This is a genomic window from Methylothermus subterraneus (assembly GCF_054656915.1).
Genome location: NZ_BAAHXK010000014.1, coordinates 1 through 24773, shown reverse-complemented (window position 1 = coordinate 24773; position 24773 = coordinate 1). Strand labels below are relative to the sequence as shown.

28 protein-coding genes, 1 pseudogene and 1 riboswitch are annotated in these 24773 nt (G+C 61.4%); of the genes and pseudogenes, 13 read left to right on the top strand and 16 right to left on the bottom strand.

The features are described from left to right. Positions 1 to 40 precede the first annotated feature (40 nt). The 3 genes from ACYQ3M_RS10700 to ACYQ3M_RS10690 are packed head-to-tail and all read left to right on the top strand — an operon-like array spanning position 41 to position 551. Positions 41 to 163, top strand: a complete 123-nt coding sequence (locus tag ACYQ3M_RS10700) for a C2 domain-containing protein (protein WP_460036076.1) — start codon at positions 41 to 43, stop codon at positions 161 to 163. Further along, entirely contained in the window at positions 160 to 375 is a 216-nt protein-coding gene (locus ACYQ3M_RS10695) for a hypothetical protein (RefSeq protein ID WP_460036075.1), read from the top strand. The genes ACYQ3M_RS10700 and ACYQ3M_RS10695 overlap by 4 nt, the downstream gene beginning before the upstream one ends. Continuing rightward, positions 372 to 551: a hypothetical protein gene (locus ACYQ3M_RS10690; protein ID WP_460036074.1), complete on the top strand. Its 180-nt coding sequence runs from the start codon at positions 372 to 374 to the stop codon at positions 549 to 551. The genes ACYQ3M_RS10695 and ACYQ3M_RS10690 overlap by 4 nt, the downstream gene beginning before the upstream one ends. Positions 552 to 1470: 919 nt before the next feature. On the opposite strand, the gene ACYQ3M_RS10685 is transcribed toward ACYQ3M_RS10690, so the two are convergent. Both ACYQ3M_RS10685 and ACYQ3M_RS10680 read right to left on the bottom strand, forming a co-directional pair. Further along, positions 1471 to 1644, bottom strand: a complete 174-nt coding sequence (locus ACYQ3M_RS10685) for a transposase (protein ID WP_460036073.1) — start codon at positions 1642 to 1644, stop codon at positions 1471 to 1473. Continuing rightward, positions 1641 to 2006, bottom strand: a complete 366-nt coding sequence (locus ACYQ3M_RS10680; RefSeq protein WP_460036072.1) for a transposase — start codon at positions 2004 to 2006, stop codon at positions 1641 to 1643. Before ACYQ3M_RS10680 ends, ACYQ3M_RS10685 begins: the two co-directional genes overlap by 4 nt. Positions 2007 to 2058: 52 nt before the next feature. Here ACYQ3M_RS10680 and ACYQ3M_RS10675 point away from each other — a divergent pair. From ACYQ3M_RS10675 to ACYQ3M_RS10660, 4 genes and pseudogenes are all read left to right on the top strand, one after another. Beyond that, positions 2059 to 2316: pseudogene (locus tag ACYQ3M_RS10675) on the top strand (recombinase family protein); the annotation flags it as partial. Between the two features lie 765 nt (positions 2317 to 3081). After that, positions 3082 to 4467, top strand: a complete 1386-nt coding sequence (gene argH / locus ACYQ3M_RS10670; RefSeq protein ID WP_460036071.1) for an argininosuccinate lyase — start codon at positions 3082 to 3084, stop codon at positions 4465 to 4467. 58 nt (positions 4468 to 4525) lie between these two features. Next, a complete protein-coding gene (locus tag ACYQ3M_RS10665; RefSeq protein WP_460036070.1) occupies positions 4526 to 5299 on the top strand; it encodes a GGDEF domain-containing protein in 774 nt (257 codons plus the stop codon). A 3-nt stretch (positions 5300 to 5302) separates the two neighbouring features. Further along, a complete protein-coding gene (locus tag ACYQ3M_RS10660; RefSeq protein ID WP_460036069.1) occupies positions 5303 to 8032 on the top strand; it encodes a class I adenylate cyclase domain-containing protein in 2730 nt (909 codons plus the stop codon). On the opposite strand, the gene ACYQ3M_RS10655 is transcribed toward ACYQ3M_RS10660, so the two are convergent. Further along, entirely contained in the window at positions 8026 to 8679 is a 654-nt protein-coding gene (locus ACYQ3M_RS10655) for an alpha/beta hydrolase (RefSeq protein ID WP_460036068.1), read from the bottom strand. The genes ACYQ3M_RS10660 and ACYQ3M_RS10655 overlap by 7 nt on opposite strands. An 80-nt stretch (positions 8680 to 8759) precedes the next feature. Between ACYQ3M_RS10655 and ACYQ3M_RS10650 the strand changes: the two genes are divergently transcribed. Further along, positions 8760 to 8939, top strand: a complete 180-nt coding sequence (locus ACYQ3M_RS10650) for a hypothetical protein (protein ID WP_460036067.1) — start codon at positions 8760 to 8762, stop codon at positions 8937 to 8939. A gap of 1 nt (position 8940) precedes the next feature. Here the strand turns inward: ACYQ3M_RS10650 and ACYQ3M_RS10645 are convergent, their stop codons facing one another. From ACYQ3M_RS10645 to ACYQ3M_RS10630, 4 genes are read right to left on the bottom strand one after another with little or no spacing between them, the layout of a single operon-like run. Beyond that, complete coding sequence (locus ACYQ3M_RS10645) at positions 8941 to 10044, bottom strand: TRAP transporter substrate-binding protein (protein WP_460036066.1); 1104 nt, start codon at positions 10042 to 10044, stop codon at positions 8941 to 8943. Continuing rightward, entirely contained in the window at positions 10031 to 10471 is a 441-nt protein-coding gene (locus ACYQ3M_RS10640; protein WP_460036065.1) for a DUF1249 domain-containing protein, read from the bottom strand. The genes ACYQ3M_RS10645 and ACYQ3M_RS10640 overlap by 14 nt, the downstream gene beginning before the upstream one ends. After that, complete coding sequence (locus ACYQ3M_RS10635) at positions 10446 to 10889, bottom strand: 6-pyruvoyl trahydropterin synthase family protein (protein ID WP_460036064.1); 444 nt, start codon at positions 10887 to 10889, stop codon at positions 10446 to 10448. The genes ACYQ3M_RS10640 and ACYQ3M_RS10635 overlap by 26 nt, the downstream gene beginning before the upstream one ends. A gap of 10 nt (positions 10890 to 10899) precedes the next feature. Beyond that, positions 10900 to 11202, bottom strand: coding sequence for a PilZ domain-containing protein (locus tag ACYQ3M_RS10630; RefSeq protein ID WP_460036063.1), 303 nt, complete (start codon positions 11200 to 11202; stop codon positions 10900 to 10902). Positions 11203 to 11316: 114 nt separating this feature from the next. On the opposite strand from ACYQ3M_RS10630, the gene ACYQ3M_RS10625 reads away from it, so the two are divergent. Genes ACYQ3M_RS10625 through ACYQ3M_RS10615 form a run of 3 tightly spaced genes read left to right on the top strand, consistent with a single transcriptional unit; the run spans position 11317 to position 13982 of the window. Then, positions 11317 to 11994 (top strand): response regulator transcription factor, encoded by a 678-nt coding sequence (locus tag ACYQ3M_RS10625; protein ID WP_460036062.1) that lies wholly within the window; start codon positions 11317 to 11319, stop codon positions 11992 to 11994. Beyond that, positions 11991 to 13334: an ATP-binding protein gene (locus ACYQ3M_RS10620; protein WP_460036061.1), complete on the top strand. Its 1344-nt coding sequence runs from the start codon at positions 11991 to 11993 to the stop codon at positions 13332 to 13334. The genes ACYQ3M_RS10625 and ACYQ3M_RS10620 overlap by 4 nt, the downstream gene beginning before the upstream one ends. An 18-nt stretch (positions 13335 to 13352) precedes the next feature. Beyond that, positions 13353 to 13982 (top strand): NUDIX domain-containing protein, encoded by a 630-nt coding sequence (locus tag ACYQ3M_RS10615; RefSeq protein WP_460036060.1) that lies wholly within the window; start codon positions 13353 to 13355, stop codon positions 13980 to 13982. Here ACYQ3M_RS10615 and ACYQ3M_RS10610 read toward each other — a convergent pair. Genes ACYQ3M_RS10610 through ACYQ3M_RS10600 form a run of 3 tightly spaced genes read right to left on the bottom strand, consistent with a single transcriptional unit; the run spans position 13882 to position 17412 of the window. Then, a complete protein-coding gene (locus tag ACYQ3M_RS10610; protein ID WP_460036059.1) occupies positions 13882 to 14757 on the bottom strand; it encodes an HDOD domain-containing protein in 876 nt (291 codons plus the stop codon). The two genes, ACYQ3M_RS10615 and ACYQ3M_RS10610, sit on opposite strands and share 101 nt — an antisense overlap. 1 nt (position 14758) lies before the next feature. Continuing rightward, positions 14759 to 16639 (bottom strand): GspE/PulE family protein, encoded by a 1881-nt coding sequence (locus ACYQ3M_RS10605; protein WP_460036058.1) that lies wholly within the window; start codon positions 16637 to 16639, stop codon positions 14759 to 14761. After that, positions 16636 to 17412 (bottom strand): hypothetical protein, encoded by a 777-nt coding sequence (locus tag ACYQ3M_RS10600; protein WP_460036057.1) that lies wholly within the window; start codon positions 17410 to 17412, stop codon positions 16636 to 16638. Before ACYQ3M_RS10600 ends, ACYQ3M_RS10605 begins: the two co-directional genes overlap by 4 nt. A gap of 614 nt (positions 17413 to 18026) precedes the next feature. Beyond that, a riboswitch (cobalamin riboswitch) is annotated at positions 18027 to 18216 on the top strand. A gap of 54 nt (positions 18217 to 18270) precedes the next feature. Between ACYQ3M_RS10600 and ACYQ3M_RS10595 the strand changes: the two genes are divergently transcribed. Next, a complete protein-coding gene (locus ACYQ3M_RS10595) occupies positions 18271 to 20154 on the top strand; it encodes a TonB-dependent receptor plug domain-containing protein (protein WP_460036056.1) in 1884 nt (627 codons plus the stop codon). Positions 20155 to 20319: 165 nt separating this feature from the next. Continuing rightward, positions 20320 to 20466 carry a hypothetical protein gene (locus ACYQ3M_RS10590; protein WP_460036055.1) on the top strand — a complete coding sequence of 49 codons (147 nt, stop codon included), beginning with the start codon at positions 20320 to 20322 and terminating at the stop codon, positions 20464 to 20466. Here ACYQ3M_RS10590 and queC read toward each other — a convergent pair. From queC to tolA, 6 genes are all read right to left on the bottom strand, one after another. Continuing rightward, positions 20463 to 21146 carry a 7-cyano-7-deazaguanine synthase QueC gene (queC, locus tag ACYQ3M_RS10585; protein WP_460036054.1) on the bottom strand — a complete coding sequence of 228 codons (684 nt, stop codon included), beginning with the start codon at positions 21144 to 21146 and terminating at the stop codon, positions 20463 to 20465. The genes ACYQ3M_RS10590 and queC overlap by 4 nt on opposite strands. A gap of 1 nt (position 21147) precedes the next feature. Then, positions 21148 to 21789 carry a 7-carboxy-7-deazaguanine synthase QueE gene (queE, locus tag ACYQ3M_RS10580; protein ID WP_460036053.1) on the bottom strand — a complete coding sequence of 214 codons (642 nt, stop codon included), beginning with the start codon at positions 21787 to 21789 and terminating at the stop codon, positions 21148 to 21150. A 4-nt stretch (positions 21790 to 21793) separates the two neighbouring features. Further along, positions 21794 to 22552, bottom strand: coding sequence for a tol-pal system protein YbgF (gene ybgF, locus ACYQ3M_RS10575; protein WP_460036052.1), 759 nt, complete (start codon positions 22550 to 22552; stop codon positions 21794 to 21796). After that, the gene (pal, locus tag ACYQ3M_RS10570; RefSeq protein ID WP_460036051.1) at positions 22552 to 23133 is read right to left on the bottom strand and encodes a peptidoglycan-associated lipoprotein Pal; all 582 of its coding nucleotides are present in this window, start codon (positions 23131 to 23133) and stop codon (positions 22552 to 22554) included. The genes ybgF and pal overlap by 1 nt, the downstream gene beginning before the upstream one ends. Positions 23134 to 23157: 24 nt before the next feature. Continuing rightward, on the bottom strand, positions 23158 to 24450 hold the full coding sequence (tolB, locus tag ACYQ3M_RS10565; protein WP_460036050.1) for a Tol-Pal system beta propeller repeat protein TolB: 1293 nt from the start codon (positions 24448 to 24450) through the stop codon (positions 23158 to 23160). An 8-nt stretch (positions 24451 to 24458) separates the two neighbouring features. Continuing rightward, positions 24459 to 24773: cell envelope integrity protein TolA (gene tolA / locus ACYQ3M_RS10560; RefSeq protein WP_460036049.1), on the bottom strand; the 315-nt coding region annotated here is incomplete at its 5' end.

Genomic DNA, 24773 nt, shown 5'->3' with positions numbered 1-24773 from the left:
ATCGCAGAAATCTCATAACCTCGAAAAATTTGTAGTACCCTTGGACGGGAATAAAACCCCGCCCACGCGCACCCGCGAGCGCGCGTTGGCAGTCTGCGATGCGATTTTCCTAAACAAGGCCCGCTTTCCCACCATCGATTTGGTCGTCACGCGCCTGGGGTGAACAACCGCCGCCTGATCGGCGAGGTGCTCAAGGCCCTAGCCGAGCGCTTTCGCCTGGCCCGGCAGGAGGGCCAGCGCGAGGAACTGCGCCGCGCGCTGTTGGAACACACGATCGCCTTGCAGCACCACCCAGACGAGAACGCCCGCTTGCGCCAGGAACAGGCCCAGGCGGGGGACAGTTGCGCCTTTTGGAGCGCGAGAACGCGGTCTTGAGTCAAACGCTGGCCGGCAGCCAACAGGCAATCCTTGGCCCGGCCGGAGGAGAAAAAAGGACGCCGATTTACCCCGACCCCGCCGAAGAACGCCTGCGGATGCCTCGGGAGGGGGTAAAGCGCCGTTTTCGGATCGACGCCCACGAGGGGCCGGTGTTCGATGGGGAACTGGACTGAACCGATCCTTTGGCGCTGGATCCACCCGGAAAAGCGGCGTTGGTATCTGGTTTGGGTTGGCCGGGACCTGTTTGGGGATCGGGTGCTGATCCGCGCCTGGGGGAGCCTGGACAGCCGGCGGGGTGGGGAGAAGCGGGAAATTCCCGCGTCCGAGGGGAAATCGACAAGCGCCTGCACGCCATCGTCCGGCAGCGCCGGCAGCGGGGTTACGTTACATCGTTTGCGGCGGAAGCCCTTGAACCCCTCATCGGCGCCGTCGAATCGACCCTAACCTCCGGTTTAAGACCGAGCGCCTCAAGACGGCATCGCCCACTCCTCCCTGGAAAGGATCGAAACCTACCCAGCCTTCGGCTTGGGTCTCTGGGCATTGGCCTCCAGTTCGCCCAAAGGCGGGTGTAGGCTTTTGGCGAAAAGGCGTTCGACATGGTCGAGTGGTCTTCTGAGCCATTTAGAAGCCAGTAGAGACGATTTTTTGGGTAGGGTAAGAAAAAGTAGTGGGGTAGGGGGAAGGGCCGTTTCGCGTCTCTGAGGGCTTCTGAGAGGCTTTCAAGGCGATTTCTGCTTAGCGTTTTGTTTAAGAGCTTTTAGTTCAGAGCGCTGAGCACGGAGACAAGGAGGTCTCCGGCGCAAGCGCAATTTCTTCCAGAGCGCTGGAGGGTGGTTTGTAGCCCTTCCAGGCCAGGGAAGGCCTTAGCGCTTCGGGTTGAAACGAGGGGGTGGGGGTTGGGCTCGGTCTCTCTCTCTCGCGCGCGCGTTTCTAGAAAATGAATTTGAAACCCCTGCGAAACGGTGTTGATTTAAGCGATTTGACATGACGGACGTACGAGACAGTCTGAATTCGGGGCAGTGGGGTCGAATCGAAGGCGGAAAGGTCCTTGATTGGGGCATGTCCTGCCCGTTTGCCGATGTTTGGGCGCACCTATCCCCACAGTACCGCCAGGCGTTGCATGTTGTGGGCCATGACCAGCAGCGAGAAGTGCAATTGAGTCTTTGCCAGGCCGACATCACGGCAGCGAGCCATCGAGCGCCGGCACTTCCCGTCGGCAAAGATCCATTCGACCGCCGAGCGCACCACACTCCAGCGCCGGTTCATAGCCTTATCAGGCGCTGCCGAAAGCGCACCCGCGCCGTTTCGTCAGGCACCGGATCGGTGAGCGTCAGACCAAGAAAACACAGAAAGTCGATGCGCACGCGCGTCTGGGCTTCGACTTCGGCATCCGACAGATTAAACCACTGTTCAAGCAGCAGCATCTTGAACATGACCAGCGGCGGGTGCGAGGGACGGCCGGTATGGCTATAGAGACTGCCCAGCGGCCACTCGAAGGCAGACCCGTCGATCAGCCGCTCGATCTTGAGCAGCCAATGCTCGCTCAACACCCGCCCTGCCAACAGGTCGTCGCCAAAACCAATCTGTCGAGTGCGCTTGCTTTCCCTTTCTTTCTCCTCCGCAAACAATTCATCCTTCAGTCATCGCAGGAGCAAATTCGTTCTCAGGTTTCGCAGGACTTTCGAGAAAGGACTTAGACGGCTACTCAATGCCATTCTTGACGGGGATGTTGGGCGGCTAGTTATCACCCACAAGGATCGGCTGTTACGGTTTGGCGCGGAACTGGTGTTTGCCCTTTGCGAGGCAAAAAACGTCAAGGTGGTTATTCTGAATCAAGGCGAAGAGACGAGTTTTGAGGAAGATTTGGCCAAGGACGTGCTGGAGATCATCACGGTATTTAGCGCCAGGCTCTACGGCAGCCGATCCTGCAAGAACTAAAAGCTCATCGAGGGCGTAAGGAAGGCGGTTGAGTAGGCGCAAACATGATCCTTGCTCACAAGATTGCGCTTGCGCCCAATAACGTACAAGCAACCTATTCTCGAAAAAGCGTGCGGCGTGGCGCGCTTTGCCTACAACTGGACGCGGGTCGAATGGGGCAGGCAGTATGAGGCATGGAAAGCCAACCCAGCTTTACCCAAACCTACCGAAGCGGCGCTATGTCGGTAACTCAACGCGATCAAGCGCGAGCGATTTCCCTGGATGCTGGAAGTCACTAAATGCACTCCGCAACAGGCGATTCTTCCGCTGGGCGACGCATTGTTGGTCGCACACGTTATCCGAAGTTGCGCAAAAAGGGCAAGCACGACCGCTTTACGCTTACTAATGAACAGTTCCGCGTCGAAGGCTCGCGCATTCGCATCCCCAAGCTCGGCTGGGTGCGCATGCGCGAACCTTGATCTTGCGATCGGAGTGAAACCAGCTTCGATGAAGCAGGAAGTCAGCTTCGGACATGTCTGAGCAGGTTCGAGTAAGTCTGACGGAACGGTGAAATATTACGTGCTCATCTATCCCGAGCTCACAGTCGCCAAAATTTTCAAGCTCCACCAGGGACGCCTGATCAAACAGCACGATGCCGGCAGCGACCAATGTCCAACTGCCTGATCGAATTTGATTTCGCGCGCAGCTGGCCGTGAGCGGCCTCTAGGTTCCCTACGTCCAGACGGCTGGTTATAATGGCTGCCTCTGAAGCTTTCGCCTATCGCCATGGCAGACACCGACAAACCCTGGGGCGGGCGGTTCGCCCAGCCCACCGATCGCTTCGTCGAGGAGTTTACCGCCTCGGTTGGCTTCGATAAGCGCCTTGCACTCTACGACATTCAAGGTTCGGTTGCCCACGCCAAGATGCTTTGCAAGGTCGGCGTGTTGACCCAAGCCGAGTGCCAGGCGATCGTCCAAGGTCTGGAGCAGATCGCCTCCGAAATCGAACGTGGGGAGTTTTCCTGGTCGGTGGCGCTGGAAGACGTGCACATGAACATCGAGGCGCGCCTTACCGAGCTCATCGGCGAGGCCGGTAAAAAACTCCACACCGCCCGCTCGCGTAACGATCAGGTGGCGACCGACCTGAGGCTGTGGCTACGCGATCAGATCGACCGGATCGGCGCCGAACTCAAGCGCCTTTTGACCGCGATTTTGGACGTGGCCGAGCGCGAGGCGGAAACCATCCTGCCTGGATTTACCCACCTCCAAGTCGCCCAGCCGATCACTTTCGGCCATCATTTGTTGGCTTGGTTTGAGATGCTAAGCCGCGACGCCGAGCGCTTGGCCGACTGCCGGCGGCGGGTCAACGTGATGCCCTTAGGGGCCGCTGCCCTGGCCGGGACTTCCTTTCCCATCGATCGGTTTTACACCGCCGCGCTGTTGGGGTTTGAACGGCCGGCCGCAAACTCCTTAGACGCCGTCTCTGACCGCGATTTTGCCATTGAGTTTCTAGCCTGCGCCGCCCTACTAATGACCCACCTGTCGCGTATGGCTGAGGAGCTGGTGCTGTGGACTTCGCCTTTGTTCGATTTCGTCGAACTGCCGGACGCTTTCTGCACCGGCAGTTCGATCATGCCGCAGAAGAAAAACCCGGACGTGCCGGAACTCATCCGCGGCAAGACCGGCCGCGTCAACGGCCATCTGATGGCGCTTTTGACGCTGATGAAGGCCCAGCCCTTGGCTTACAACAAGGACAACCAGGAAGACAAAGAACCTCTGTTCGACGCTGTAGATACGGTGTTGAGCTGCCTGCGCGCCTTCGCCGATCTGGTGCCTAATCTTCAGCCTAAACGCGAGAACATGCGCCGGGCCGCCGAGCGTGGGTTTGCCACCGCCACAGATCTGGCCGATTATCTGGTCCGCAAGGGCGTTCCGTTCCGCGACGCGCACGAGATCACCGGCCGCGCCGTCCGCCTGGCGCTTGCGCAAGGCGGCGATCTGGCCGGGCTGAGCCTGGAGCAGTTGCAGCGCTTGTCGGACAAAATCGACGCGGACGTTTATGATGTCTTGACCTTGGAAGGGTCGGTAGCTTCCCGCGCCCACTACGGTGGCACCGCTCCCGCTCAGGTCCGGCAAGCTATCCTGGAGGCCCGCCGCCGGTTAAGCCTTTGATCTCAGCTTGGCCGATTGTGCCATACTGTGAGTATCCAGTCAGGTGGGAGAGGAAGCGATGTCCGCTACTTTGGATGATCTGGTCGTCGCGTTGGAGAAGGCCCCCATCGGGGTGTTGGTCCTCAAGAGAGGGCGCATTGCCTGGCTCAACGAGGCGCTTGCGGAACTCGTGGGTCAAACCAAGGCCGAACTGATCGGCCGGCCGCTGCTAGACTCCCCGTTGGCCGCCTGGCAAGGGACGCTGGTGGAAGTCTCCACGGCTGCCGGCCCGCGCTGGCTGCAGCGCCACCTTGTGGCTCTCGCCGCAGGCGAGGTCCTCTATTTTCAAGACCTCACCGAGGCAATCGAGCTAAGGCAAACCGTCGCGGAGCTGCGCGCTCGCCTTGCGAGCTTGGAAACCGCCGATCCGGTCACCGGCCTGCTGAATCAGCGGGCGATCCGCAAAGAGTTGGATCGGCAGATCAGCCGCAGCCGCCGCTATGCCAATCCCCTCGCCGTTATCCGGTTAACCCTAGAGGCCGAGGGTGCGCCCGAGTACCGGCAGGAACGGCTGCGGGCGTTTGGTCGGGCGCTCAAGGACAAGCTGCGCTGGGCGGACGAAATCGGCGTGCTCGAGCCAAATACCTTTTTGCTGGTGCTGCCGGAGACCTCGCTGGACGACGCCAAGCAACTGGCGGTCAAGCTGTTGAGCGATCGCGCCGCTTTCCAGCTTCAGGACGGCGAGAAAGTCCGGTGCGGCGTTGCCGCCTGGGAAAAAGGCGACGATCCGGGTAAACTCTTAAAGCGCGCGCAAGAAGATCAGGACTTAGACTTGAGCGCCTTATTGTCCTGACCCTTGGCGCCTCAATCTCACCCTCCCATTCACTTGGCCGCTCCCGGCGGGGAAATCAGCCGCAAGGACCTTCGCGCATTGGTCTGCCGCTTTCTTCAGCTTCACCGGCAGCGCTTGCTCCACTTAAGCGCTTGGCTGACGCCGCGGCAACGCGATTGCCTGGAAATTTTGCCGCTGCTGTTGCACTGCAACCATCCGGCTCTGCCCGGTTACCGTAGCGGCCAAGCCCCGGCGGGGATAAACGCCTACTCCGTAAGCCGCACCGCTCACAAAGCGGCCCAGCGCCTGGCTCCAGGATTCGCCTACCGGCGCAAAGCCGTTCTGGCGCCTCCCATCCGCGGCTTGTTTCTGATGGGCAGCGCCGGCAGCATCGCCTACTCATACCATAGCGATTTGGACGTCTGGGTCTGCCACCGCTCTGATCTCAAGGAAGAGGAGCGCGCGGAGTTGCGCGCCAAGTGCGAGGACATCGCAAGCTGGGCGGGCACGGAGGGGCTTAAGGTGCATTTTTTTCTCGTCGATCCTGAAGGTTTCCGCCAAGGGCGGTTGGAGCCTTTATCTGCGGAAAGCTCAGGCACTACCCAACACGGCCTGCTTTTGGAAGAGTTCTACCGCACTGCGGTGCATCTGGCCGGCGGCAAGCTGCTGTGGTGGTTGGTGCCGCCGGAACAGGAAAACCGCTACCGCGGATACGCCGATTACCTGCTCGCGCGGCGGTTTGTCGATCCTGACTCGGTTATCGATCTGGGAGGGCTAGAGCGGGTGCCGGCTGAAGAATTTGTCAGCGCCGGCCTGTGGCATTTGTACAAGGCGCTGAGCTCGCCCTATAAGGAACTGCTTAAACTCGAACTCTTGCTCGATTACGCCGCCGCTTACCCACAGCCGAATTGGCTTGCTGCCTGGATCAAGGCGGAAGTGTATGCCGGGCGGTTGGAAGCCGAACGGCTCGACCCTTATCTTTGCCTGTACCGCCGCATCGAACAAAGCGCCTTAGCGCGAGGGCGCGGCGAGCTTTTGCCGCTGCTGCGGCGCAGTTTTGGCAACAAGATCGCGCCGGCGCTGAACCATCCCGAGCACCGCTCCAAGTGGAAAGCGCTTTTATCCGCCTTGGGGTTGGAAAACTTCGCCAGCTCGGCCGGTGCCCGCCTTGAGCGGATCGAACAAGCCGATGAAGAGTGGCAGATTCTGGTCAAAGCGCTCGAACAAGACTATCAGCGCCTGCGCCGTTTCGTCTTCCAACACGGCCTTGCCGAACCTGCCGGCGAGGATCTGCTGTTGCTCGGGCGCAAACTGCAAGCGACTCTAGAGCGGCGTCCGAACAAGGTGGACGTCGTGCGGTTGGTGCCGGAGGGCGGTCTTCCTGAACTTGCCTTGAGCGTGCGCCGAGAGCGCGCTTTAGATGGCCGCTGGTATTGGCGGCTCGAGCGCGGCGACGACGCGGACGCCGGCCGCCCGCTGTATCAGGCCAGTCACCTTGTTCAAGTGATCGCCTGGGCGCAGGTGAACGGGATCGACCGCCCAGGAACCCAGTGGACCCTGCATCCTGGCTCGCTGCCGCTGACGACTTCCGAGTTGCGGTTTCTCAACCAGAACGTGCGCCGCTTGCTGGAGAAGCGGTCAAAAGCGCCGCTTTCGGCTTATCGTCAGCCGCCTCGCCTGCAAGCGGCCGCTCTGTTTCTGAACCTCGCCGCGCCCACCCGCCCGCAGCGCGGCGGATTTTCCATCGCCAGCGAGCGCTTTGACCCTTTAAGCTACGGCGCCGAACGCCGCGCCTTGGTGCAGCATGTGGAGCTCTTAAGCATCAACTCTTGGGAGGAAATCCAGGTCGATCGCTACCACGGGCTGGAAGGACTGCTCGATTGCCTATGCCGCCTGTACGAACAAGGCGGCGCAGAGATGGCGCTTGCAGCGCACTGTTTTTCTTCTCCGGCCTTGGCCTTGCGCGTGCTCGATCTGTACCAAAACTTAAGTCAGGTCTTGCGCGCGAATCCGGCGAGCTGGTTTGTCCTGCGCGGCGGGGTTTGTCTGTACGTGTTTTGCCTGCGCGAGGGGCGCCTAATCTGGTGGCCGTGCGAAGACGAGGCGGCGTTGGAAGAGAGTTTGGGATCAGCGCGCGCGGACTTTACCCCGGTGGTTTTCGACCCGCAGGCCATGCAAGATTCTCCGCTGCCTTTTCTGTATCGCCACAACCGTCCCGGCAAAGTGCAGTTGTTTTTAAGGCCTTACGCCAACGGGACGGAAGTGTTCGTGCTCGACGAGCGCGGTGCGCTGTACCGGCAAAACTGCCCCGGCGCTCCTCCGCAGATCGTGCTGCAGCGCTACGCCGTACTGCTCGAAGCGCTGGCGCGGCGCTACCCGGCCGGCGGCGCCGTCGAATATGCGTGGCTCGAGGCCAAGCCTAAGAGTTGGCAGATGAAAGCAGCGCATCCCCCTCAACCCCAAGAGCCTGCCATTCAGGTGCGGGTGTACGCCGAGGAACTCGCCGGCGGCCCGCCTAGGTTTACCTTGGTGTGCAACGAGCGGGTATTCTCCTCCCTAGAGCTGGGCGAGCGCGTTTTCGCCGAGGCCGCGCGCTATATCCGTAAGCTGCGCCAAAGCGGCGAGCAATACCCTTGCTATGTGAGCGATCTTAACGTGCCTGCCCGCGTCCTTGGCCTGACCCACCCCGACCTGCTCCACACCGCTTGTCTACTCGCCTACAAGCGCAAGGTCGAACAGCGCTTGAATCAATAAAGACGCGCCTCAAGCCACCGGTTAAGCCAAGCGATTTCTTCGGCGCAGACCGAGTGGGGCATGGGGAAAACCCGCCAACTCACCCGATACCCCTTATGCTCCAAAATCAGACGGCTCTGTTCGGCCAAAGCCAGCGGCACGATCGGATCCTGGTCGCCGTGCGCCATCAAGATCGGCGGCGCGTGCGGGGAAGCCTGCGGAAACTCCTCGGGCAGCGCAAGATAAGCCGACAAAGCGACGACGCCGGCCAAGGGCGGCTCTTGCCTGGCTCCGGCTTCCAGCGCCATCACACCACCTTGGGAGAAGCCGCCCAAAACGATCCTCCCGGGGTCGATGCCGGCGGCAATCTGGTCCTCGATCACAGCTTGAATCAGCTCTTGCGAGTGGCGGATACCCGCGGCGTCCACGTGGCGCCTAAGGTCGGGGGAGACGATGTCGTACCAGGCCCGCATCCGCATCCCGCCGTTGATGGTGACCGGCCGCATCGGCGCGTGGGGGAAAACATAGCGGATCGCGCCCGGCAGCTTGAGTTCGCGAGCGAGGGGTTCAAAATCGTGGCCGTCCGCTCCTAGGCCGTGCAACCAGACGATACAGGCCGTAGGATCGGGGCCGGTTTCCACGACGATCGCGCTTAGTTTCTCTCTCATGCCCATTCGCTGCGGTTGACGATTCCAGTTCTGGGGCGGTAAAAAGACGTGTCGACTCCAATCGAACAGGAAATACCGCTATGATTCAGCTCGATCTAAACGAGGCCGAGAAAGCCTACCTCATCGAGACCTTAGAAAGCTACCTCTCGGATCTGCGCTACGAGATCGCCGATACCGATTCGCAAGACTTCCGCGAACAGCTCAAAGCCAAAAAGGCCGCTTTAGAAAAAGCCTTGACCTTTCTTAAACAGAGCGCTTGAGCTACAAGCTGCGCGCGCGCAGGAACGCCTGGGTCGAGATCGCCGACCAGGCCGAAACCTGGCTGCGGAAGCGGCGGAAGGACTCGTACACCTTGCCCGCCAAAGGATCTTGGGCGGCGATCTCGGCGACCACCTCCTCGGAAAGCGCCTTGAGCTTCTTGAGCACTTCGTCCGGCAGCGCTTTGAGCTGCACCTTATGCTGGTTCACCAAGGTCTCCAGCGCCTGTTGGTTGCGCGCGGTCAATTCGGCCTGCATGTCTAAATTGGCGGCCTGGCACGCGGCGAGCACCACCTGCTGCAGGTCTTTGGGCAGGCGCTCGAACGCCGGGCGATTGATAAAGCACTCGATCACCGACCCCGGCTCCTGCCACCCCGGATAGTAATAATATTTGGCCGCCTTGTGCAGGCCAAAGGCGAGGTCAATGTAAGGCCCCACCCACTCGGTGGCGTCTATGGTTCCCGACTGCAAAGCGGTGAACAGCTCGCCCCCGGGGATGTTGACCGGGGTGCCGCCGGCGCGCTTGAGCACCTCTCCGCCCAGGCCTGGGATGCGCATCTTGAGGCCTTTTAAGTCTTCCAGGGAGCGGATCTCGCGGTTGAACCAGCCGGCCATCTGGGTTCCGGTGTTGCCAGCCGCCGCCGGTATCAGGTCGAAGCGGGCGTAAAGCTCGCGCCAAAGCGCCATCCCACCGCCATAATACAGCCAGGCGTTGACCTCTTCGGCCGTCAAACCAAACGGCACCGCCGAGAAAAACTGAAACGCCTCGCCCTTGCCTTTCCAGTAATAAGCGCCGGCGTGTCCCATCTCCGCGGTGCCGCGGGAGACCGCATCGAACACCTCGAACGCCGGCACCAGTTCCCCTGCGCCGAACACCCTAACCCGAATCCGGCCGCCGCTCATCTCGGTGATCAGCTGCGCCAGACGGTTGGCGCCGGTGCCAAGTCCCGGAAAATTCCTCGGCCAGGCGGTCACCAGCTTCCAGCGCAGTGGCCGGTCTGCCCCAACCACCGCCGGCGCCGCCAAGGCGGCGCCGGCCAGCGCGCTCAACCCGAGCCGTTTGACGAATTGGCGACGCTGCATCTTGCCCCCGCTAGACATCGGCATACGCCGGATCGTCCACCGCCGCGAACCGATAGCCGTGATACAAACAGTGATCCAACCATTTAGCTAAGAAATAATTAAGCAGCCATTTGCGCTCCAGAGCTTCCGGGCCGGCCGGCGTCGGTTGGATCGCCCGTTCGCAATCGCCCAAAGCCTCCACCATCCGCGCGTCCAGATACACCCGAAACTTCAGCGCCGGTTCGAACACCGGCTGGGAGCCGTGCCGCAGGCAGTAGCTGAGCTCTAAGGTCATAGTGTACCTTCCTCTATCCTTCAGTTCGAGGTGCAGCGTTGGTTTGTTTCCTAACTGCGCCACCGCCCTCTGCGACAGGCGCGGCAGGTGGGGAATCAGGCGCAGCAGCTTGCGGTAGTTCGACTCGCAGATTTCCTGCAGGCTGCGGAATTTATTGGCGGGCTTCAGGCGAGGCATGGCGTAAAAATGGCTCGCGATAACAGGCGTAAGAATCGTCGGTTTCCCATAGCGCCACTTCGACCACCGGGTAGCCTTTGGCCCGAACGTGCTCGAAGATCAGCCGTGCCAGAACTTCGGCGGTAGGGTGCTCAGGCAGCGCGAGGAAGCGTTCGCCGGCTGCGCGCAGCAAAGGCACCAAGGGGTCGGCCTCGTGCAAGAGCAGGGTGTGGTCGAGCTTCTCCTTTACGAACTCGGCCACCGCCTGTTTGAGTTCGCCAAAATCGCACACCATCCCGCGTTCGTCCAAGCGATCGGCGGATGCGGTCACCGCGGCCTTGACGCTGTGGCCGTGGAGATGCCGGCACCGGCCTGGATGATTCAGCAAGCGGTGGCCGTAGCAGAACCGGACCTCCTTGGTGACAAAATACCTGCCCATGATTTTTTTACTAGCCCTCGCTCTTGATGCCTTTGATCGCTGCCGCGACTTCGTATTCCCCGTCGCGTTCCTCCACCCGAAGCACTTCCACGAACGCTTCCAAGGGGGGAGTGATCGGATTGGCCGGCGCGATTTTGATCTCTAAGGCTTTGCCGATCTCGATGGGACGGGGAGAAACAAACGAGATCCCGCCGCCGCTTAAGTTTTGGCACGTGGCCTCAAAGACCTCGGCGGACTGAGGGAAGCGATATGTCATTTTACACCCGGTCTTAATCCGCATAAACTGGCGCCGCTCGCCGTTTGATTCCAACATATTCACCCCTTATCGCTATGAACTATCCTACAGCATAGCGTAAAGCGCAGAAGTTGGGTTATTGTCCAAGCGCTCGATTCTAGTAGGGTGGGTAGGAAATCGCGAGGATGAACTATGCGGATCTTGATCGTCGAGGACGAGCGCCCCTTGGCCGAGCAGCTCCAGCGCTTCTTTGCGCGCAAGGGCTTTGCCGTGGATATTGCGTTGACCGCCGGCGAAGGGCGGTATCTAGGCGAGGAATGGCCGATCGACGTGGCCGTGGTCGATCTGGGTCTGCCGGACGGCTCCGGCCTGGACTTGATCCGGACGTGGCGCGCTAAGAATCGAGCTTTCCCGATCCTGATTTTGACCGCGCGCGGGCGCTGGCAGGAGAAGGTCGAGGGGCTGGAGGCAGGGGCCGACGATTATCTGGTCAAACCCTTCCATTACGAGGAACTATGGGCCCGAATCAACGCCCTGATCCGGCGCGCCGCCGGTCAAGCCCACCCCATCATCCGCCACGGGCCGATAGAATTGGATACGGTCGCGCAAACAGTGCGTCTTGAGGGCAATCCAGTGGAGCTGACCGCCTACGAGTACAAGGTCTTGGAATACTTGATGCTTCATCCCGGTAAAGTGATCTCTAAAACCGAACTGACCGAACACCTTTACGCCGAGGATTTTGAACGCGACAGCAACGTGCTGGAGGTGTTCGTCGGCCGCCTGCGCAAGAAGCTCGACCCGGAAGGGACGTTGAAACCCATCGAGACCTTGCGTGGGCGCGGCTACCGCTGGGCGCTTGCCCCCTCATGATCCGCGGTTCCCTGCAACTTCGCCTGCTGCTGGCCGCCGGATTCGTGCTCATCGCTTTCTTGGGGCTGACCGGCATCGCGCTCGAGCGCGCTTTCGGCGAGGCCGCCCGCAAAGCCATGCAGGAACAGCTCAAAGTTCACGTCTACGCTTTGCTTGCCGCCCTCGATCTGGACCGCAAGGGCCGGCTCAAGCTTTCCCTTACCCTACCGGAGACCCGCTTCGCCAGCCCGGGGTCGGGGTTGTATGGTTTCATCTTCATGCGCGACCAGCTTCTCTGGCGCTCCCCTTCGGCGTTGGCGATCGACCTGGCCCCCCAGCGCGTGGGGCCGGGAAAAATCCTGTTCGTCCGCGAGCGCGGCGAGCCCGGCTTGTGGGTGTTGTATTACGGCGTCACCTGGGAGACTGTCCGGCGCCGGCGTTTTCCCTTGGTATTGGCGGTCGCCGCCGACGCCGGCGCGCTCACCCGCGAGGTCGACCGCTTCCGCCTGACTTTATGGCGCTGGCTGGGGGGGTGCGGCCTGCTCTTGCTCGCGCTTCAGGCCGGCGTCCTGCGCTGGAGCCTGCGCCCCTTGCGCGCCGTCGCCGCCGATCTGGAGGCGATCGAAACGGGGCGCAAAACCTATCTGGAAGGCCCTTATCCCAAAGAACTTTCGAGCCTGGTGAGCAACCTCAACGCTCTGCTTCGCAACGAACGTGCCCATCTCGAACGCTACCGCGCGCGCCTGGCGGATCTGGCCCACAGTTTAAAGACGCCGCTGGCGGTGCTTCGGGGTTTGTGCCAGAATCAGCCGTTGCCGCCGCAGGTTCAGGCGATTTTGAGCGAGCAGCTCGACCGTATGCAGATGCTGGTCGATTATCAGCTGCAGCGGGCAGCGGTGCGCGGCGGCGGCCGCTTGACGCCGATCCCGGTCTGGCCGGTGCTGGAGCGGATCTGCGCCAGTCTGGACAAAGTCTACGCCGACAAAAAGGCGCGCTGCGTTCTAAAAGGCGATAAAGCCGCCAAGTGCTTTCTGGAAGAGGGCGATCTGTATGAACTGCTCGGCAATTTGCTGGATAATGCCTACAAATGGTGCCGCGGCCAAGTGGCGGTTGCGGTCGTCCAAACCTCTAAGGGCCGCGGCTTGCGCCTGACGGTGGCAGACGACGGTCCTGGGATTCCAGAAAATCTACGCGGCGAAGTGGTAAAGCGCGGCATCCGCGCTGATGAGGCCATTCCGGGCCATGGCATCGGCCTGGCGGTGGTCGCCGAGCTCATCCGCCTCCACCGCGGCACGCTGCGCTATATTGATGGCCCTTTAGGCGGCGCCTGTTGGGAAGTCGTCCTGCCCGGTCCGGTCTGAACCCGCACGAGGAACGCGATGCCAAACCAAGACTATCTTTACCAAATCCTAGCGGAAGAAGTCGCCTACCAGGGGTTCTTCCGGCTTATCCGGTTCAAGCTGCGCCACACCCTGTTCCGCGGCGGCTGGAGCAAGGTGCTCACGCGCGAGTTGTTCTGCCGCGGCAACTGCGTGGCGGTGGTCGCCTACGATCCCATCGCCGATCGAGTGGTGCTGATCGAGCAGTTTCGGGTCGGCGCCTTGCCGCAGGCCGATCCCAAATGGATGCTGGAGATCGTCGCCGGCGCGATCGAGGAAGGCGAAACCGCCGAAGAAGTCGCCCGCCGCGAACTGCTCGAGGAGGCCGGCCTCAGTCCTATCGAGCTTAGGTTGATTACCGAGTTCTACACCAGCCCCGGCGGCTCTTCGGAGAAGATCAGCTTGTTCTATGCCCGGGTGGACGCCGCCCAAGCCGGAGGCATTCACGGCCTAGACGCCGAGGGCGAGGACATTCGGGTGCACGTATTTGGCTTCGAGGAAGCCTTTGCGATGGTGGAAAGCGGCCGGATCAATTCGGGGATCCCGATTCTTGGCCTGCAGTGGCTGGCGCTAAACCGCGAGCGTCTGCGGCAAGCTCTTCCAGGAACACCTCAAGCTGCGCCAGGGTGATCGGTTTGAGCCCTAAGGCTTCGGCCTCCGAAGTGGCGGCCAGGGAAACCTCGCCCTTTGTCTCCGGTCCGACTCCGAGCTTTAAGCAGGCAAGGTCCATGAGGCGCACGCAGGCCATGAGCCAGTCGCTTTCGGCCAGTTCTTCCAGATGATGATCGCGGGCGATGCGCGCGTATTCTTCCGGCAGGTTCCACTGGAGGATGAGCTTGGCGCCAAACTGCGGGTGCAAAGCCGTCACCGCTTCCTCGATCAGCGCTGGGGTCAATTCTCCGGTCTTTGCGCTCAGGCACTCCAACGCGCGCAGCACGAACAGCTCGCCTAGATCGTGGAACAGGCCGGCCAAAAACGCTTCCTCGGCGCGCTCGCCTTGGCCGAGGCGCTCGGCCAGAAAGCGCGCGCCGCAGGCGCTAAGATAAGTGCGCGTCCAAAGCTGCCTGAGCATTTCCCGATACGGCGGCCGTTCACCGCGATACGCCAGGCTTTGGGAGGCCGCAAACGCCAAGCTCACTACCCGCTTCATCCCCAAGCGCAGCACCGCGCGGCTCAAGGTGTCGGCCTTGGCCAGTCCCCGGTACAGGGCCGAGTTGGCCAAGCGCAGGACTTGGGCCGCTAAGGTGGGATCCTTTTCGATCGCCGCGACGATTTGCTCCATGCTGACGCGCCCGTCGTTCTTGAGGCGTTCCAGCTCCAACGCCACCGGATGGAACACCGGCAGTCTGCTGCTCAAGGCGGCAAACTGCTCCTCCAGAAGCTCGGTTAGGGGTTTTTCTTCCATTTCACTTCTCTCCCAAAGTTCCCACCAAACGCAGGATTTCTTTGACCGGCCTGGGTTTGCCCAGGCGCGGCAGACACCTTAAGATTTCGTGCGGGGTGGTCAAGCCTTGCGCTGCCTTGGCGATGCCGTCCTCGAGCAGGGTGATCAGCCCGGAGGTCTCGACGCTGATCCTGCGGATTTCCGAGGAAGTCTTCTTGGCCAGGATGGCTTCTTTGACCGGCTCGTTGAGCACCAACAGCTCGTGCACCCCGATCCGCCCGAGGTAGCCGCTGTAGTGGCACCGGCTGCAGCCTTTGCCCTGGCGGAACTCGGCGCCCGCCGTATCGCTTCCTTTGAGCCCCATGCGCCCAAGCTCGTGCGGCGTAGGTTTATAGGGCTCGGCGCAGCTTGGGCAGACGCGCCTGAGCAATCGTTGCGCGAGCACCGAGACCACGGTCGAGGAGATCAAGAAGGTCTCGATCTCCATGTTCATCAGGCGCAGCAAGCCTCCGATCGAGTCTTCGGTGTGAAAGGTGGTGAGCACCTTGTGGCCGGTGAGCGCGGCTTGAATGGCGGTCTCGGCCGAGAACCGGTCGCGCACCTCGCCCAGCACGATCACGTCCGGGTCTTGGCGCACCATGTGCTTTAAGGTTTCCTCGAAAGTCAGGTTGATCTTGGGGTTGATCGAGCACTGGCCGATGCCGTCGATGACGTATTCGACCGGGTCTTCAGCCGTGATGATGCTGTGCTCCGGGTCGTTCAAGTACTGCACGCAGGCGTACAAGGTCGTGGTCTTGCCCGAACCGGTGGGACCGGTGATCAGGATCACCCCGCTGGGAATGTCCAGGGCTTCCTCCTGAAAGCGCGCCAAAATCTTGGGCGCCATGCCCAGCTCGCGGATGTCCAAAAGCTCGGCCTTGCGCGCCAGCAGCCTAAGCACGATCTTCTCGCCGAACACGGTGACGAAGAACAAAACCCGCACGTCGCAGCTTGCTCCGGTTTTGGGGTCTTCGAACACGAACCCGCCCCCTTGGTGCCTTCGGCGCTCGGTGATGTCGGCGCGGCACAGCACTTTCAGACGCGCCGAGAGCGGCGCCAACAGCTCGAGCGGCAGTTCCTTGTGCACGATCAGCACCCCGTCCTGGCGCCAGCGCACCCGCAGCTGGCTGCGCATGGGTTCGATGTGGATGTCGGAGACGCCCGCTTCGAGCGCTTTCAGGATCAGCTCGTTGACCAGGCGCACCGCGGTGGCCTCGTCTTCGACGCTGGGTTGCTTTTGCAACCTGCGGCTGGCGGCAAAGGCGGCGATCGCCGCCTCCAGGGCGCGGCGGGTGGCGATCGCCGGAATCACCGCGCCGAAGACGCGTTCGGCCTCGTCCCGCGCCTTGGCGTTTAAGGGGTCTTGGAACGCTACGACAACCCGGCCGTCTTGCGTCCTGACGGGAACGGCCCGGTGTTGCTGGCACCATTCGGGGGTGATCTTGACCAGCAGGCCGCGGTCGAGCGCGGTGAATTCGAGCTCTTCGACCTGAAATCCGAGTTGGTCGGCGAGCACCTCGACGAGCTTGGCTTCAGGCAAGAAATGCTTTTCGACCAGGATTTCCCCGAGGCGCTTGCCGGCGTTTTCCGGCTCTTGTTGGAGCTGGAGCGCGGCCTCCAGCTCGCGCGGCCGGATCAGCCCCAGCTCCACTAACAGCTCGCCTAGCGGGAGGGCGCTTGGCGCTTGACGCAGCGCTTGGCGCAGCTGGTCTTCGCTTAAGTAGCCGAGCTCTTTGAGCACTTGCACCAGGGAATAAGATCCCTCCAGCTTGGCTTGCACTTTCAAGGCGTAGCGCAACTGCTCCGGCGCGATCGCGCCTTGCTCGATTAAAAGCTTGCCGATGGGGTTGAGGGTGGAGTTCATTGGCATCCTCCGGGAGCGTCGACTTTGACGAACAGGCGCAAAGAGCGCGCTTGGGTCTGGTAGCGGTGGGCGGGAATTTCGGTGGAGCTTAAGTCTTCGTCCAGCCCCGATGCGCCCAATTCCACCCAGCGGCCGAGCGGGGCCTCGAGAACGGTCTTGGCCGCGTGCACCGCAAGCTCGCCGCCCAAGCCTCCAGGGCGCCTTGCCCAAGGGGAGATCTCAAGCCGCACCCGGCAGCCGATCAACTTAGGTATCACCTGAAAACCGGTGGTGGCCGGAAGATACTCGATGCCGCCGACCGCCTGCGGTCCGAATAAATGGATGACGGGAACTGCAAATTCTTGGCCGACGGCGATGAACGCCGGCTGGCCTTCTGTGGTCTCGAGGCGCTGCTTAGCGCCTAGGCTGCCTTGCGAGCGCGTCTCGTATACCCTGGCTTGGGCGCGCGCGTTTTGGTCGGCCTCGATGCCCGCCTGGGCGTTGAGTTCTTCCAGGCTGAAGCGGTCGGTCTGCAGCACGGTGACGGTCAGGCGCTTTGGGGGGCGGTCCAAAGCGGCGATCAGCCCTTTGAGTTCCTCGATCCGCGCCGGGCTGGCCTGAACGAAGAGGCCTTCGGGCACGGCGACCAAACGCTCGGTTTTTGCCAAGGTGGGCGCAAGGGCTTGGACCAGTTCGCCGGGCAGGCGGTGGCGGACCGGGAGAATAGCGGTCTCGGCTAAAGCGGAGGCCAGCCAGACCAAAGCCAAAGTGACAATCCATCCGATTTTAAACATCTTGCTTGCCCAGGCGAATCGATTATGATGAAGCTTACTTTTAATTGTAGTCGGAGATTGGCCGTGCAACGGACCCGCTTGGTCGAAGTTTGGACTGGGTCTTTCTGGGGGCCTTTGGCGCTGATGGCCGCCACTCGTTTTCATCACTTCGGGAGCGTGCAAACCCTGCCGGACGCCTCGCTGGCGGCTTTTTTCTTGGCGGGATTGGCGGGTTCCCCGCGGTGGGGCTTTGTTGCTCTGGTGGCGGCTGCCGGGCTGATCGACTGGCTGGCCATCCGCTACGGGGGGGTGAGCGGCTGGTGCGTGACGCCGGCGTATTTGTTTCTGGTTCCCACCTACGCTACGCTGTGGCTCGGCGGGCGTTTGGGCCGCAAGTTAGGTGGTGCAGGCGCGATCTTTGGGATCCTCGCCGGTTCGACCTTGCTCGCTTTTTTGATTTCTAACTTGAGCTTCTATGCCTTCTCGGGGTATTTCGCCACGACCGGGTTTAGAACCTATGCGCTTTCGATCCTCCCTTACCTTGGCCCGTATCTTCTCGCTCCCTTGGTCTATACCGCCTTGATCTTGGTCGCCTCCTGGGCTTGGCGCCGCTTGAGTCTAAACGCGCCGCGCTTACAATATCTCCGCCGCCGGGTGCCCTTACAGGGTGAAACGGGAAGTCAGGTCTAAAGCCTGCGCTGCCCCCGCAACGGTAGGTGAGTTAACCAAGGCCAAGACGCCACTGGGCTTTGCGCCTGGGAAGGCGGCCTTTTGGGGAATTTCCCGCTCACGAGCCCGGAGACCGGCCCGGCGGTAGGTGACAGATTCTGCCGTGTCCTTAACTTCAAGCTGTGCGGCGGGCGCAGCAAGGAGGAAACCATGCATCGCTTTGCCTTACTTCTGGCGGGGGTGGGCTTTGTCGCCCCCGCGTGGGCCGATTCCGTCCCTGCGACGACTTTGGATACCCTGACCGTGACCGCCACGCGCCTTAAGACCCCCTGGCGCGAGCTTGGCAGCAGTCTGACCGTCCTGAGCGCCGAAGACCTAAAAGCCAGGCAGATTTATACCGTCGCCGACGCCCTGCGCGTGGTGCCGGGGCTGGACGTGGTGCGGCTCGGCCCCTTGGGCCAGCAGACCTCGGTGTTTTTGCGCGGGGCCAACTCCAACCACGTTTTGGTGCTCATCGACGGGGTCGAGGCCAACGACCCGGCCAATCCCGGCGGGCTGTTTGATTTTGCCCATCTGACGGTGGACGCCATCGAGCGCATCGAAATCTTGCGCGGGCCGCAAAGTAGCCTGTATGGGGCCGACGCGATCGGCGGGGTGATCCAGATCTTCACCAAACAGGGTCAAGGTAAACCTAAAGCGTCCTTGCGCGCCGAGGGCGGGAGTTTTGGCACCTACCGCGTGCTGGGCGAAAGTTCTGGCCGGCTGGACGCCTTTGGCTATAGCCTGACGGCCTCGCAGCTCAAATCCCACGGTTTTTCCGCCGCCGACCGCCACTTTGCCGGCAACCGCGAGGACGACGGCTACCGCAACACCACCGTCTCGGCTAAGATTAGCTTTGCGCCAAGCGAACGCTTGACCCTGGACGGCACCACCCGCTACAGCCGCGCCGAGGCCGATGTCGACAACTGCGGCGGGGCGCGGTGCGACGACCCCAACGCGCGCGCTTTCACTGACCAAGTGTTCTCCAGCCTAAGCGGCAGGCTCACGCTGTTCGATGGCCTGTGGGAGCCGAAGCTGCAGCTTGCCCACACGTTCATCGACCGCAATTTCAGGAACCCCGAAGATCCTGCCAACCCCTTTTCCAGCTTCACCCGCTTCCAAGGCGAAAAGCTGCGCCTGGACTTCCAAAACACCTTCCATCCTCTGCCCGAAGACGATTTGCTCGTAGGCTTTGCCGACGAGCTCGAAATCCTGCGCTCGGACCAACTCGCCCGGCGTGGGATGAGCACCCGTCAGTATTACTTGGAAAACCGCCTCAAGTGGCTGGAGCGCTTCATCACTTCCGCCGGCCTCCGCCAGGACGATCCGGCAAACTTCGGCGACAAGGTCACCTGGCGCCTGACGCAAGCGGTGCTTTTGCCGGAGACCGGCACCAAGCTGCGCGCAAGTTACGGCAAGGGATTCAAAGCCCCGACGCTGTTTCAACTATTTGCGCCCGATACCGGTTTCGGACCGGTCGGCAATCCGGCCTTAAAACCGGAGACCAGCCGCGGGTGGGAGGTGGGAATCGACCAAACTTTGTTTGGCGAACGCGCGCTCTTTGGGGCGACCTACTTCCGCAACGATTTTCGCAATCTGATCGATTTTGTCTTCGGCCAAGGTTATGTCAACCGTAGCTTTGCCGAAAGCGAGGGGGTCGAAGTCTACGGCGAGGTTCGGCCTTTGGATTTTCTCACTTTGCGCGGCACGTACACCTACACCCGCACCGACGATCCGAACCGCAAGCGCTTGCTGCGCCGCCCCTCCCACAAGGGCAGTTTCGACGCCGATCTCAAACTCTGGGAGAACGCCCACCTGCACCTCAACGTGCTGGCGGTGGGGACGCGCGACGATCTTGATTTCAACGCCTTTCCGGCCCGGCGCGTGCGCCTGGCCAGTTACGCCCTGGTCAACCTGGCGGCGAGCTACCGCGTAAACCAATACCTTGAGGTCTTCGGGCGGCTGGACAACCTGTTCGACAAGCGCTATCAGGAGGCGTTGGGTTTTGCGACAAGCCGCATCGCCGGGTTCGGCGGGGTGAGGCTGGCGTTCTAAACATTGAGGCATTTGCCTTAACTTAAGGCAAATGCCGCACTAAATCAGGCCGGCGTACGCGCTTTCAGGAAACGTATCCTCGGCAGGGACGCCGAAATCCCCAAGGCCAAAAATTGGTACATCTATTGCAAGTAAAAAAGCAACTCCCTTTCCCAGGATTTGTCCATGAAGCCTACCTTGGCCTTTAAACCAGCTCCTGTGGTCGAAGACAAAAAACCGGTTTGTTTCCGCACCGACGTCCGGTTTCTGTGCCGCAAGCCGTGCCCGGTGCGCAAGGAGTGCCTAAAGCTTATTGCCGAGTGGCGGCGCTAAGCTCTATAGCGCGTCGGATCGGAAACTCCGGCTTCGGCAAAGCCCTGGATCCGGAAGCGGCAGGCATCGCACCGGCTGCAGGCGCGGCCTTGATCGTCTGCGGCGTAGCAGGAGACGGCCAGCGAATAATCCGCGCCGAGCTTTAAACCGGTCTGGATGATCTCGGATTTGCGCAGATGGATGAGCGGGGCGTGGATCCGAAACCGTCCGCCTTCGACCCCGGCTTTGGTCGCTAGGTTGGCTAGATGCTCAAACGCTTGAATGTACTCAGGGCGGCAGTCGGGGTAGCCGGAGTAGTCGATCGCGTTCACCCCGAGGAAAATGTCAAAGGCCCCGAGCGCCTCCGCATAACCCAAAGCCAGGGCCAAAAACACGGTGTTGCGCGCCGGCACGTAGGTGACGGGGATCCCTTCGGTCGGCGCCTCGGGCACGGCGATGGCCGGGTCGGTCAGCGCCGAACCGCCGATGGCCTCCAGGCCAATCCGGATGATTTTGTGCGCGACCGCGCCGTACTGTTTGGCGATGGCCGCCGCCGCCTTGAGTTCGGCGCGCTGCCTTTGGCCGTAATCGAAGCTCAAGGCGTGGCAGAGAAACCCTTGCGCTTTGGCGATGAGGAAGGTCGTAAACGAATCGATTCCGCCCGAGAGCAAAACGACGGCGGGTTTGGGCGATGCGTTCATCTCAACGTCCCGGTTCCTCTCCCCACAAAATTTTATGCAGCTGCACCTGAAAGCGCACCGGCAGGCGGTCTTCCAAGATCCATTCCGCCAGCACGCGCGGCTCCAATCTGCCGGCTGCCGGCGAGAACAAAGCTTCGCAGCGCTCTGCCAAGCGGTGGGTTTTGAGCATGGCCTTGGACCATTCGTAATCGTTGCGGTCGGCGATCACGAATTTTACCTGGTCCTTAGGGCTTAGGAAGGCTAAATTCTCCAGGCGGTTGCGCCCGACTTCGCCAGAACCTGGGGGTTTTAGATCCATCACCTTGATCACGCGCTCGTCCACGGCGGAAATATCTAAGGCTCCCGAGGTTTCCAGCGAGACTTCAAAGCCGCGGTCGGTTAGAGCCGCAAGCAACTCCAGGCATCCCCGTTGCGCCAACGGCTCGCCGCCGGTAACGGTGACGTGACGCAGGCCAAAAGCCTCCACTTGCAAGAGGATCTCGGCCAAAGACATACGCTTGCCGCCGTGGAAAGCGTAGGCCGTGTCGCACCACACGCAGCGCAGGGGACAGCCGGTCAGGCGTACGAACACCGTCGGCCAACCCTGGCTGCGAGACTCGCCTTGCAGGGAGGCAAAGATTTCCGTAACCCGTAAGGTAGTCAAGAGCTTATCGAGCGGTTTCGGATTGGATTCGGCCCAGGCGTTCGCGCGCTAACTCGGCGGCCCGTGTTCCGGGGAAGCGTTCGATCACGGCGTTGAGGTGATGGGTCGCCGCCTGCCAATCCCCTAAGTCGATCGCCACATAACCCAGTTTGAGCAGCGCGTCCGGAGCTTTGGCGTGGTCGGGGAAGCGCTCGATCACTTGCTCAAAAGCCTGGCGCGCGCCGACGAAATCGCGCTTGACGTAGTACGCCTCTCCCAGCCAATACCAAGCATCGCCGGCTTGTTCGCTGTCGGGATGCGCTTTGAGGAAAGCGGAAAACGCTAAGATCGCCTCGTCGTATAGACCCGCCTGCAGAGTCTCGTAGGCTTTCTGGTAGGCCTGCTGCGGGTCTTCCGGCAAAGCCGGGGCGGGCTGCTCGGCCGGCGCCTCAGACGGGCCTGGGGCCGCAGATTCTGGTGGCGTTTGCGAACCGACCTGAGGAGTGGCTGGGGCAGGAGCGCCTTCCAGCCGGCGCAGGCGGGCCTCTAGATCCGCGTAGCGGCGTTCCCAGTCTTCGCTTGCCTGCTGCATTTCTTCGAGCTGGCCGCGGATGAGCTTTATTTCTTCTTGGAGCTGATCCAGCTGCTGCACCAGCTCCACCAGCGCGCGGCTGGAAAGCCGCTGCTCCAAAATCTGCACGCGCGCTTCCAAATCCTTTTCTCCCGCCTGGGCCAGAAAGGCCATCCCCAGCCCGAAAATCCACCCCAGCCGGCGCATGCGCATCAATACTCGCGGTAGACGATCTCGACGCGCCGGTTCTGGCTCCAGCAAGACTCATCGTGGCACGTCGCGACCGGCTTTTCCTCGCCGTACGAGAGGAGGTTGATCCGATTGCTCGAAGCTCCCTGGAGTTCCATTAACTTGGCCACCGATTTGGCTCGCGCCTCGCCCAAGGCGATGTTGTACTCGGGCGAACCGCGTTCGTCGGTGTGCCCTTCGAGAACGACCTTGGCTTCAGGGTGCGCGACCAAATAGCGCGCGTGGGCCTCGATGATCGGCACGAATTCGCTGCGAATCTGGGCGCTGTCGAAATCGAAATAGATCACCCGTTTACCCAAAAGCCCTTCTCTGGGGCCTGCATCTTGGGGTCCAGCGTAGCCGCCGCCACCCAAACCGCCGGCGCCGCCCGGTTCATAGGCGCCTTCTTCCTCCGTCCCAAAGGCGCCGCCTGTCTCCTCCTCGCCTAAGCCCTTGGCTGCCGCCGCTGTTCCCGGGGCGGCGCCAGCCGCTTGCTTGGGCGCGGGGCTGCGACAAGCGGAAAGCGCGATTGCCAACAGCAAGACAAACCACGTCAGTTTTTTCATCGCTTACTCCTCTTGCATCGATTGTCAGAACGGGGACCACGCCGGCTCCTGGACGTCGCCTTCCTGCGTTTGCAGGCGCTGTTGCACTTGCCCGTCAATCGAGACCACGGCAAGTTGCCTGCGCCCCTCGCCGCCGGTGGCGTACAAGAGCATACGGCCGTTGGGCGCAAAACTCGGGGATTCGTCCAGGGGGCCTGAAGTCAAGACGTTCATGGCCTTGCTTTTGAGGTCTAAGACCGCGATCTTGTATCCGCTTCCGCCGTGCACGAACGCCAAACGGCTGCCGTCTTTGGAGAAGACCGGGCGGGCGTTGTAGTTGCCTTGGAAAGTCAGGCGCCGCGGTGCGCCTCCTGAGGCTGGCATGAGATACACTTGCGGGCTGCCACCGCGGTCGGAAGTAAACGCGATGGATCGCCCGTCCGGCGACCACGCCGGTTCGGTGTCGATCGCGGCGCTTTCGGTCAAGCGCCTAAGCTGGCGTGAAGCCAAGTCGAGCACGTAGATCTCGGGATTGCCGTCTTTGGACAAGGTCAGCGCCAGCTTGCTCCCGTCTGGGGACCAAGACGGTGCGCCGTTGATGCCAGGAAACTGGGCGACCTGGTCGCGCGCGCCGGTGCTTAAGGTTTGGATGTAAATGGCCGGGCGCCTGGCCTCGAAGGACACGTACGCCAGCTTCTTGCCGTCCGGCGACCAGGCGGGGGACATCAAAGGCTCGGGCGAGACGACTATCGTGTGCGGGTTATAGCCGTCGGCGTCGGCTACCTGGAGCTTGTACAGCTTGCGCTGGCCTTGATGGACCACCGTGACATAGGCGATGCGGCTGGCGAAGATGCCCGGCTCGCCGATGATCTTCTCGTAGATCATGTCGCTGATCTTATGCGCCACGCGCCTTAAATCTTTGGCCGCAGGAAAGCGATAACTTACTAGTTCCTGGCCGGTGTATACGTCCAAGAGGTGGAACTCGATGGCGAAGGAGTCGGCTCCGTTGGGCTGGACTTGGCCGATCACCAGGTAATCCTGGCCCAGTAGCTTCCAAGACGGCCATAGAATTTGCTCGGGGGATGTCGGTCGAGTGAGCATGTCGTCGGGAGGCAGCGGTTTGAAGCGGCCGCTGCGAGCTAGGTCCTCGCGCACCACTTGCGCGATTTCCACCGGCAATTGCCCAGATCCTTGCCAGCCAAAGGGCACGACCGCGATCGGAATCGCCCCTTCTATGCCTTTGGTGATCTCGATCGTCAAAACCGCGTGGGCTAAGTTCCAGAAACCGATTGTAAGAAGCCAGATCAGACACGCGCCGGAGCGCAAAGACTTAAGCATGTTCTCCATCAACCTTGGGGTTTGAACAAGAAGTTGAACTCTTGGAAGGCGGCAAATGCTTCCGGATCGCTTGGAATAGGCAGGGGCGATGCCTTGTGCACCGCCACTTCCGCACTGCGATCAAAAGCAGCGTTGCCGCTCGAACGAATCACTGTCGCCTCGAGTACTTTACCGCCGGGAGCAAGCCGAACTCGAATTATACAAGATAGGCCGGCATGGTACGACTGAGGCTTAAGCCAATTGCGTTCCACGCGCTGTTGGATGCGCAACATGGCGGCATTGATCTGTTGGCGCCGATCGAGTTCGGCTTGAAGCCGGGCCTC

Coding starts and splice junctions, on each gene's coding strand:
- argH (WP_460036071.1), top strand. CDS start 3,082: ATGGCAGACACCGACAAACCCTGGGGCGGGCGGTTCGCCCAGCCCACC.
- ACYQ3M_RS10635 (WP_460036064.1), bottom strand. CDS start 10,889: ATGGGCAGGTATTTTGTCACCAAGGAGGTCCGGTTCTGCTACGGCCAC.
- ACYQ3M_RS10605 (WP_460036058.1), bottom strand. CDS start 16,639: ATGAACTCCACCCTCAACCCCATCGGCAAGCTTTTAATCGAGCAAGGC.
- queC (WP_460036054.1), bottom strand. CDS start 21,146: ATGAACGCATCGCCCAAACCCGCCGTCGTTTTGCTCTCGGGCGGAATC.
- pal (WP_460036051.1), bottom strand. CDS start 23,133: ATGAAAAAACTGACGTGGTTTGTCTTGCTGTTGGCAATCGCGCTTTCC.
- ACYQ3M_RS10685 (WP_460036073.1), bottom strand. CDS start 1,644: ATGAACCGGCGCTGGAGTGTGGTGCGCTCGGCGGTCGAATGGATCTTT.
- ACYQ3M_RS10640 (WP_460036065.1), bottom strand. CDS start 10,471: ATGCCTCGCCTGAAGCCCGCCAATAAATTCCGCAGCCTGCAGGAAATC.
- ACYQ3M_RS10620 (WP_460036061.1), top strand. CDS start 11,991: ATGATCCGCGGTTCCCTGCAACTTCGCCTGCTGCTGGCCGCCGGATTC.
- ACYQ3M_RS10645 (WP_460036066.1), bottom strand. CDS start 10,044: ATGCCGATGTCTAGCGGGGGCAAGATGCAGCGTCGCCAATTCGTCAAA.
- ACYQ3M_RS10625 (WP_460036062.1), top strand. CDS start 11,317: ATGCGGATCTTGATCGTCGAGGACGAGCGCCCCTTGGCCGAGCAGCTC.
- ACYQ3M_RS10615 (WP_460036060.1), top strand. CDS start 13,353: ATGCCAAACCAAGACTATCTTTACCAAATCCTAGCGGAAGAAGTCGCC.
- ACYQ3M_RS10630 (WP_460036063.1), bottom strand. CDS start 11,202: ATGTTGGAATCAAACGGCGAGCGGCGCCAGTTTATGCGGATTAAGACC.
- ACYQ3M_RS10665 (WP_460036070.1), top strand. CDS start 4,526: ATGTCCGCTACTTTGGATGATCTGGTCGTCGCGTTGGAGAAGGCCCCC.
- ACYQ3M_RS10655 (WP_460036068.1), bottom strand. CDS start 8,679: ATGAGAGAGAAACTAAGCGCGATCGTCGTGGAAACCGGCCCCGATCCT.
- tolB (WP_460036050.1), bottom strand. CDS start 24,450: ATGCTTAAGTCTTTGCGCTCCGGCGCGTGTCTGATCTGGCTTCTTACA.
- ACYQ3M_RS10590 (WP_460036055.1), top strand. CDS start 20,320: ATGAAGCCTACCTTGGCCTTTAAACCAGCTCCTGTGGTCGAAGACAAA.
- ACYQ3M_RS10650 (WP_460036067.1), top strand. CDS start 8,760: ATGATTCAGCTCGATCTAAACGAGGCCGAGAAAGCCTACCTCATCGAG.
- ACYQ3M_RS10610 (WP_460036059.1), bottom strand. CDS start 14,757: ATGGAAGAAAAACCCCTAACCGAGCTTCTGGAGGAGCAGTTTGCCGCC.
- ACYQ3M_RS10600 (WP_460036057.1), bottom strand. CDS start 17,412: ATGTTTAAAATCGGATGGATTGTCACTTTGGCTTTGGTCTGGCTGGCC.
- ybgF (WP_460036052.1), bottom strand. CDS start 22,552: ATGCGCATGCGCCGGCTGGGGTGGATTTTCGGGCTGGGGATGGCCTTT.
- ACYQ3M_RS10595 (WP_460036056.1), top strand. CDS start 18,271: ATGCATCGCTTTGCCTTACTTCTGGCGGGGGTGGGCTTTGTCGCCCCC.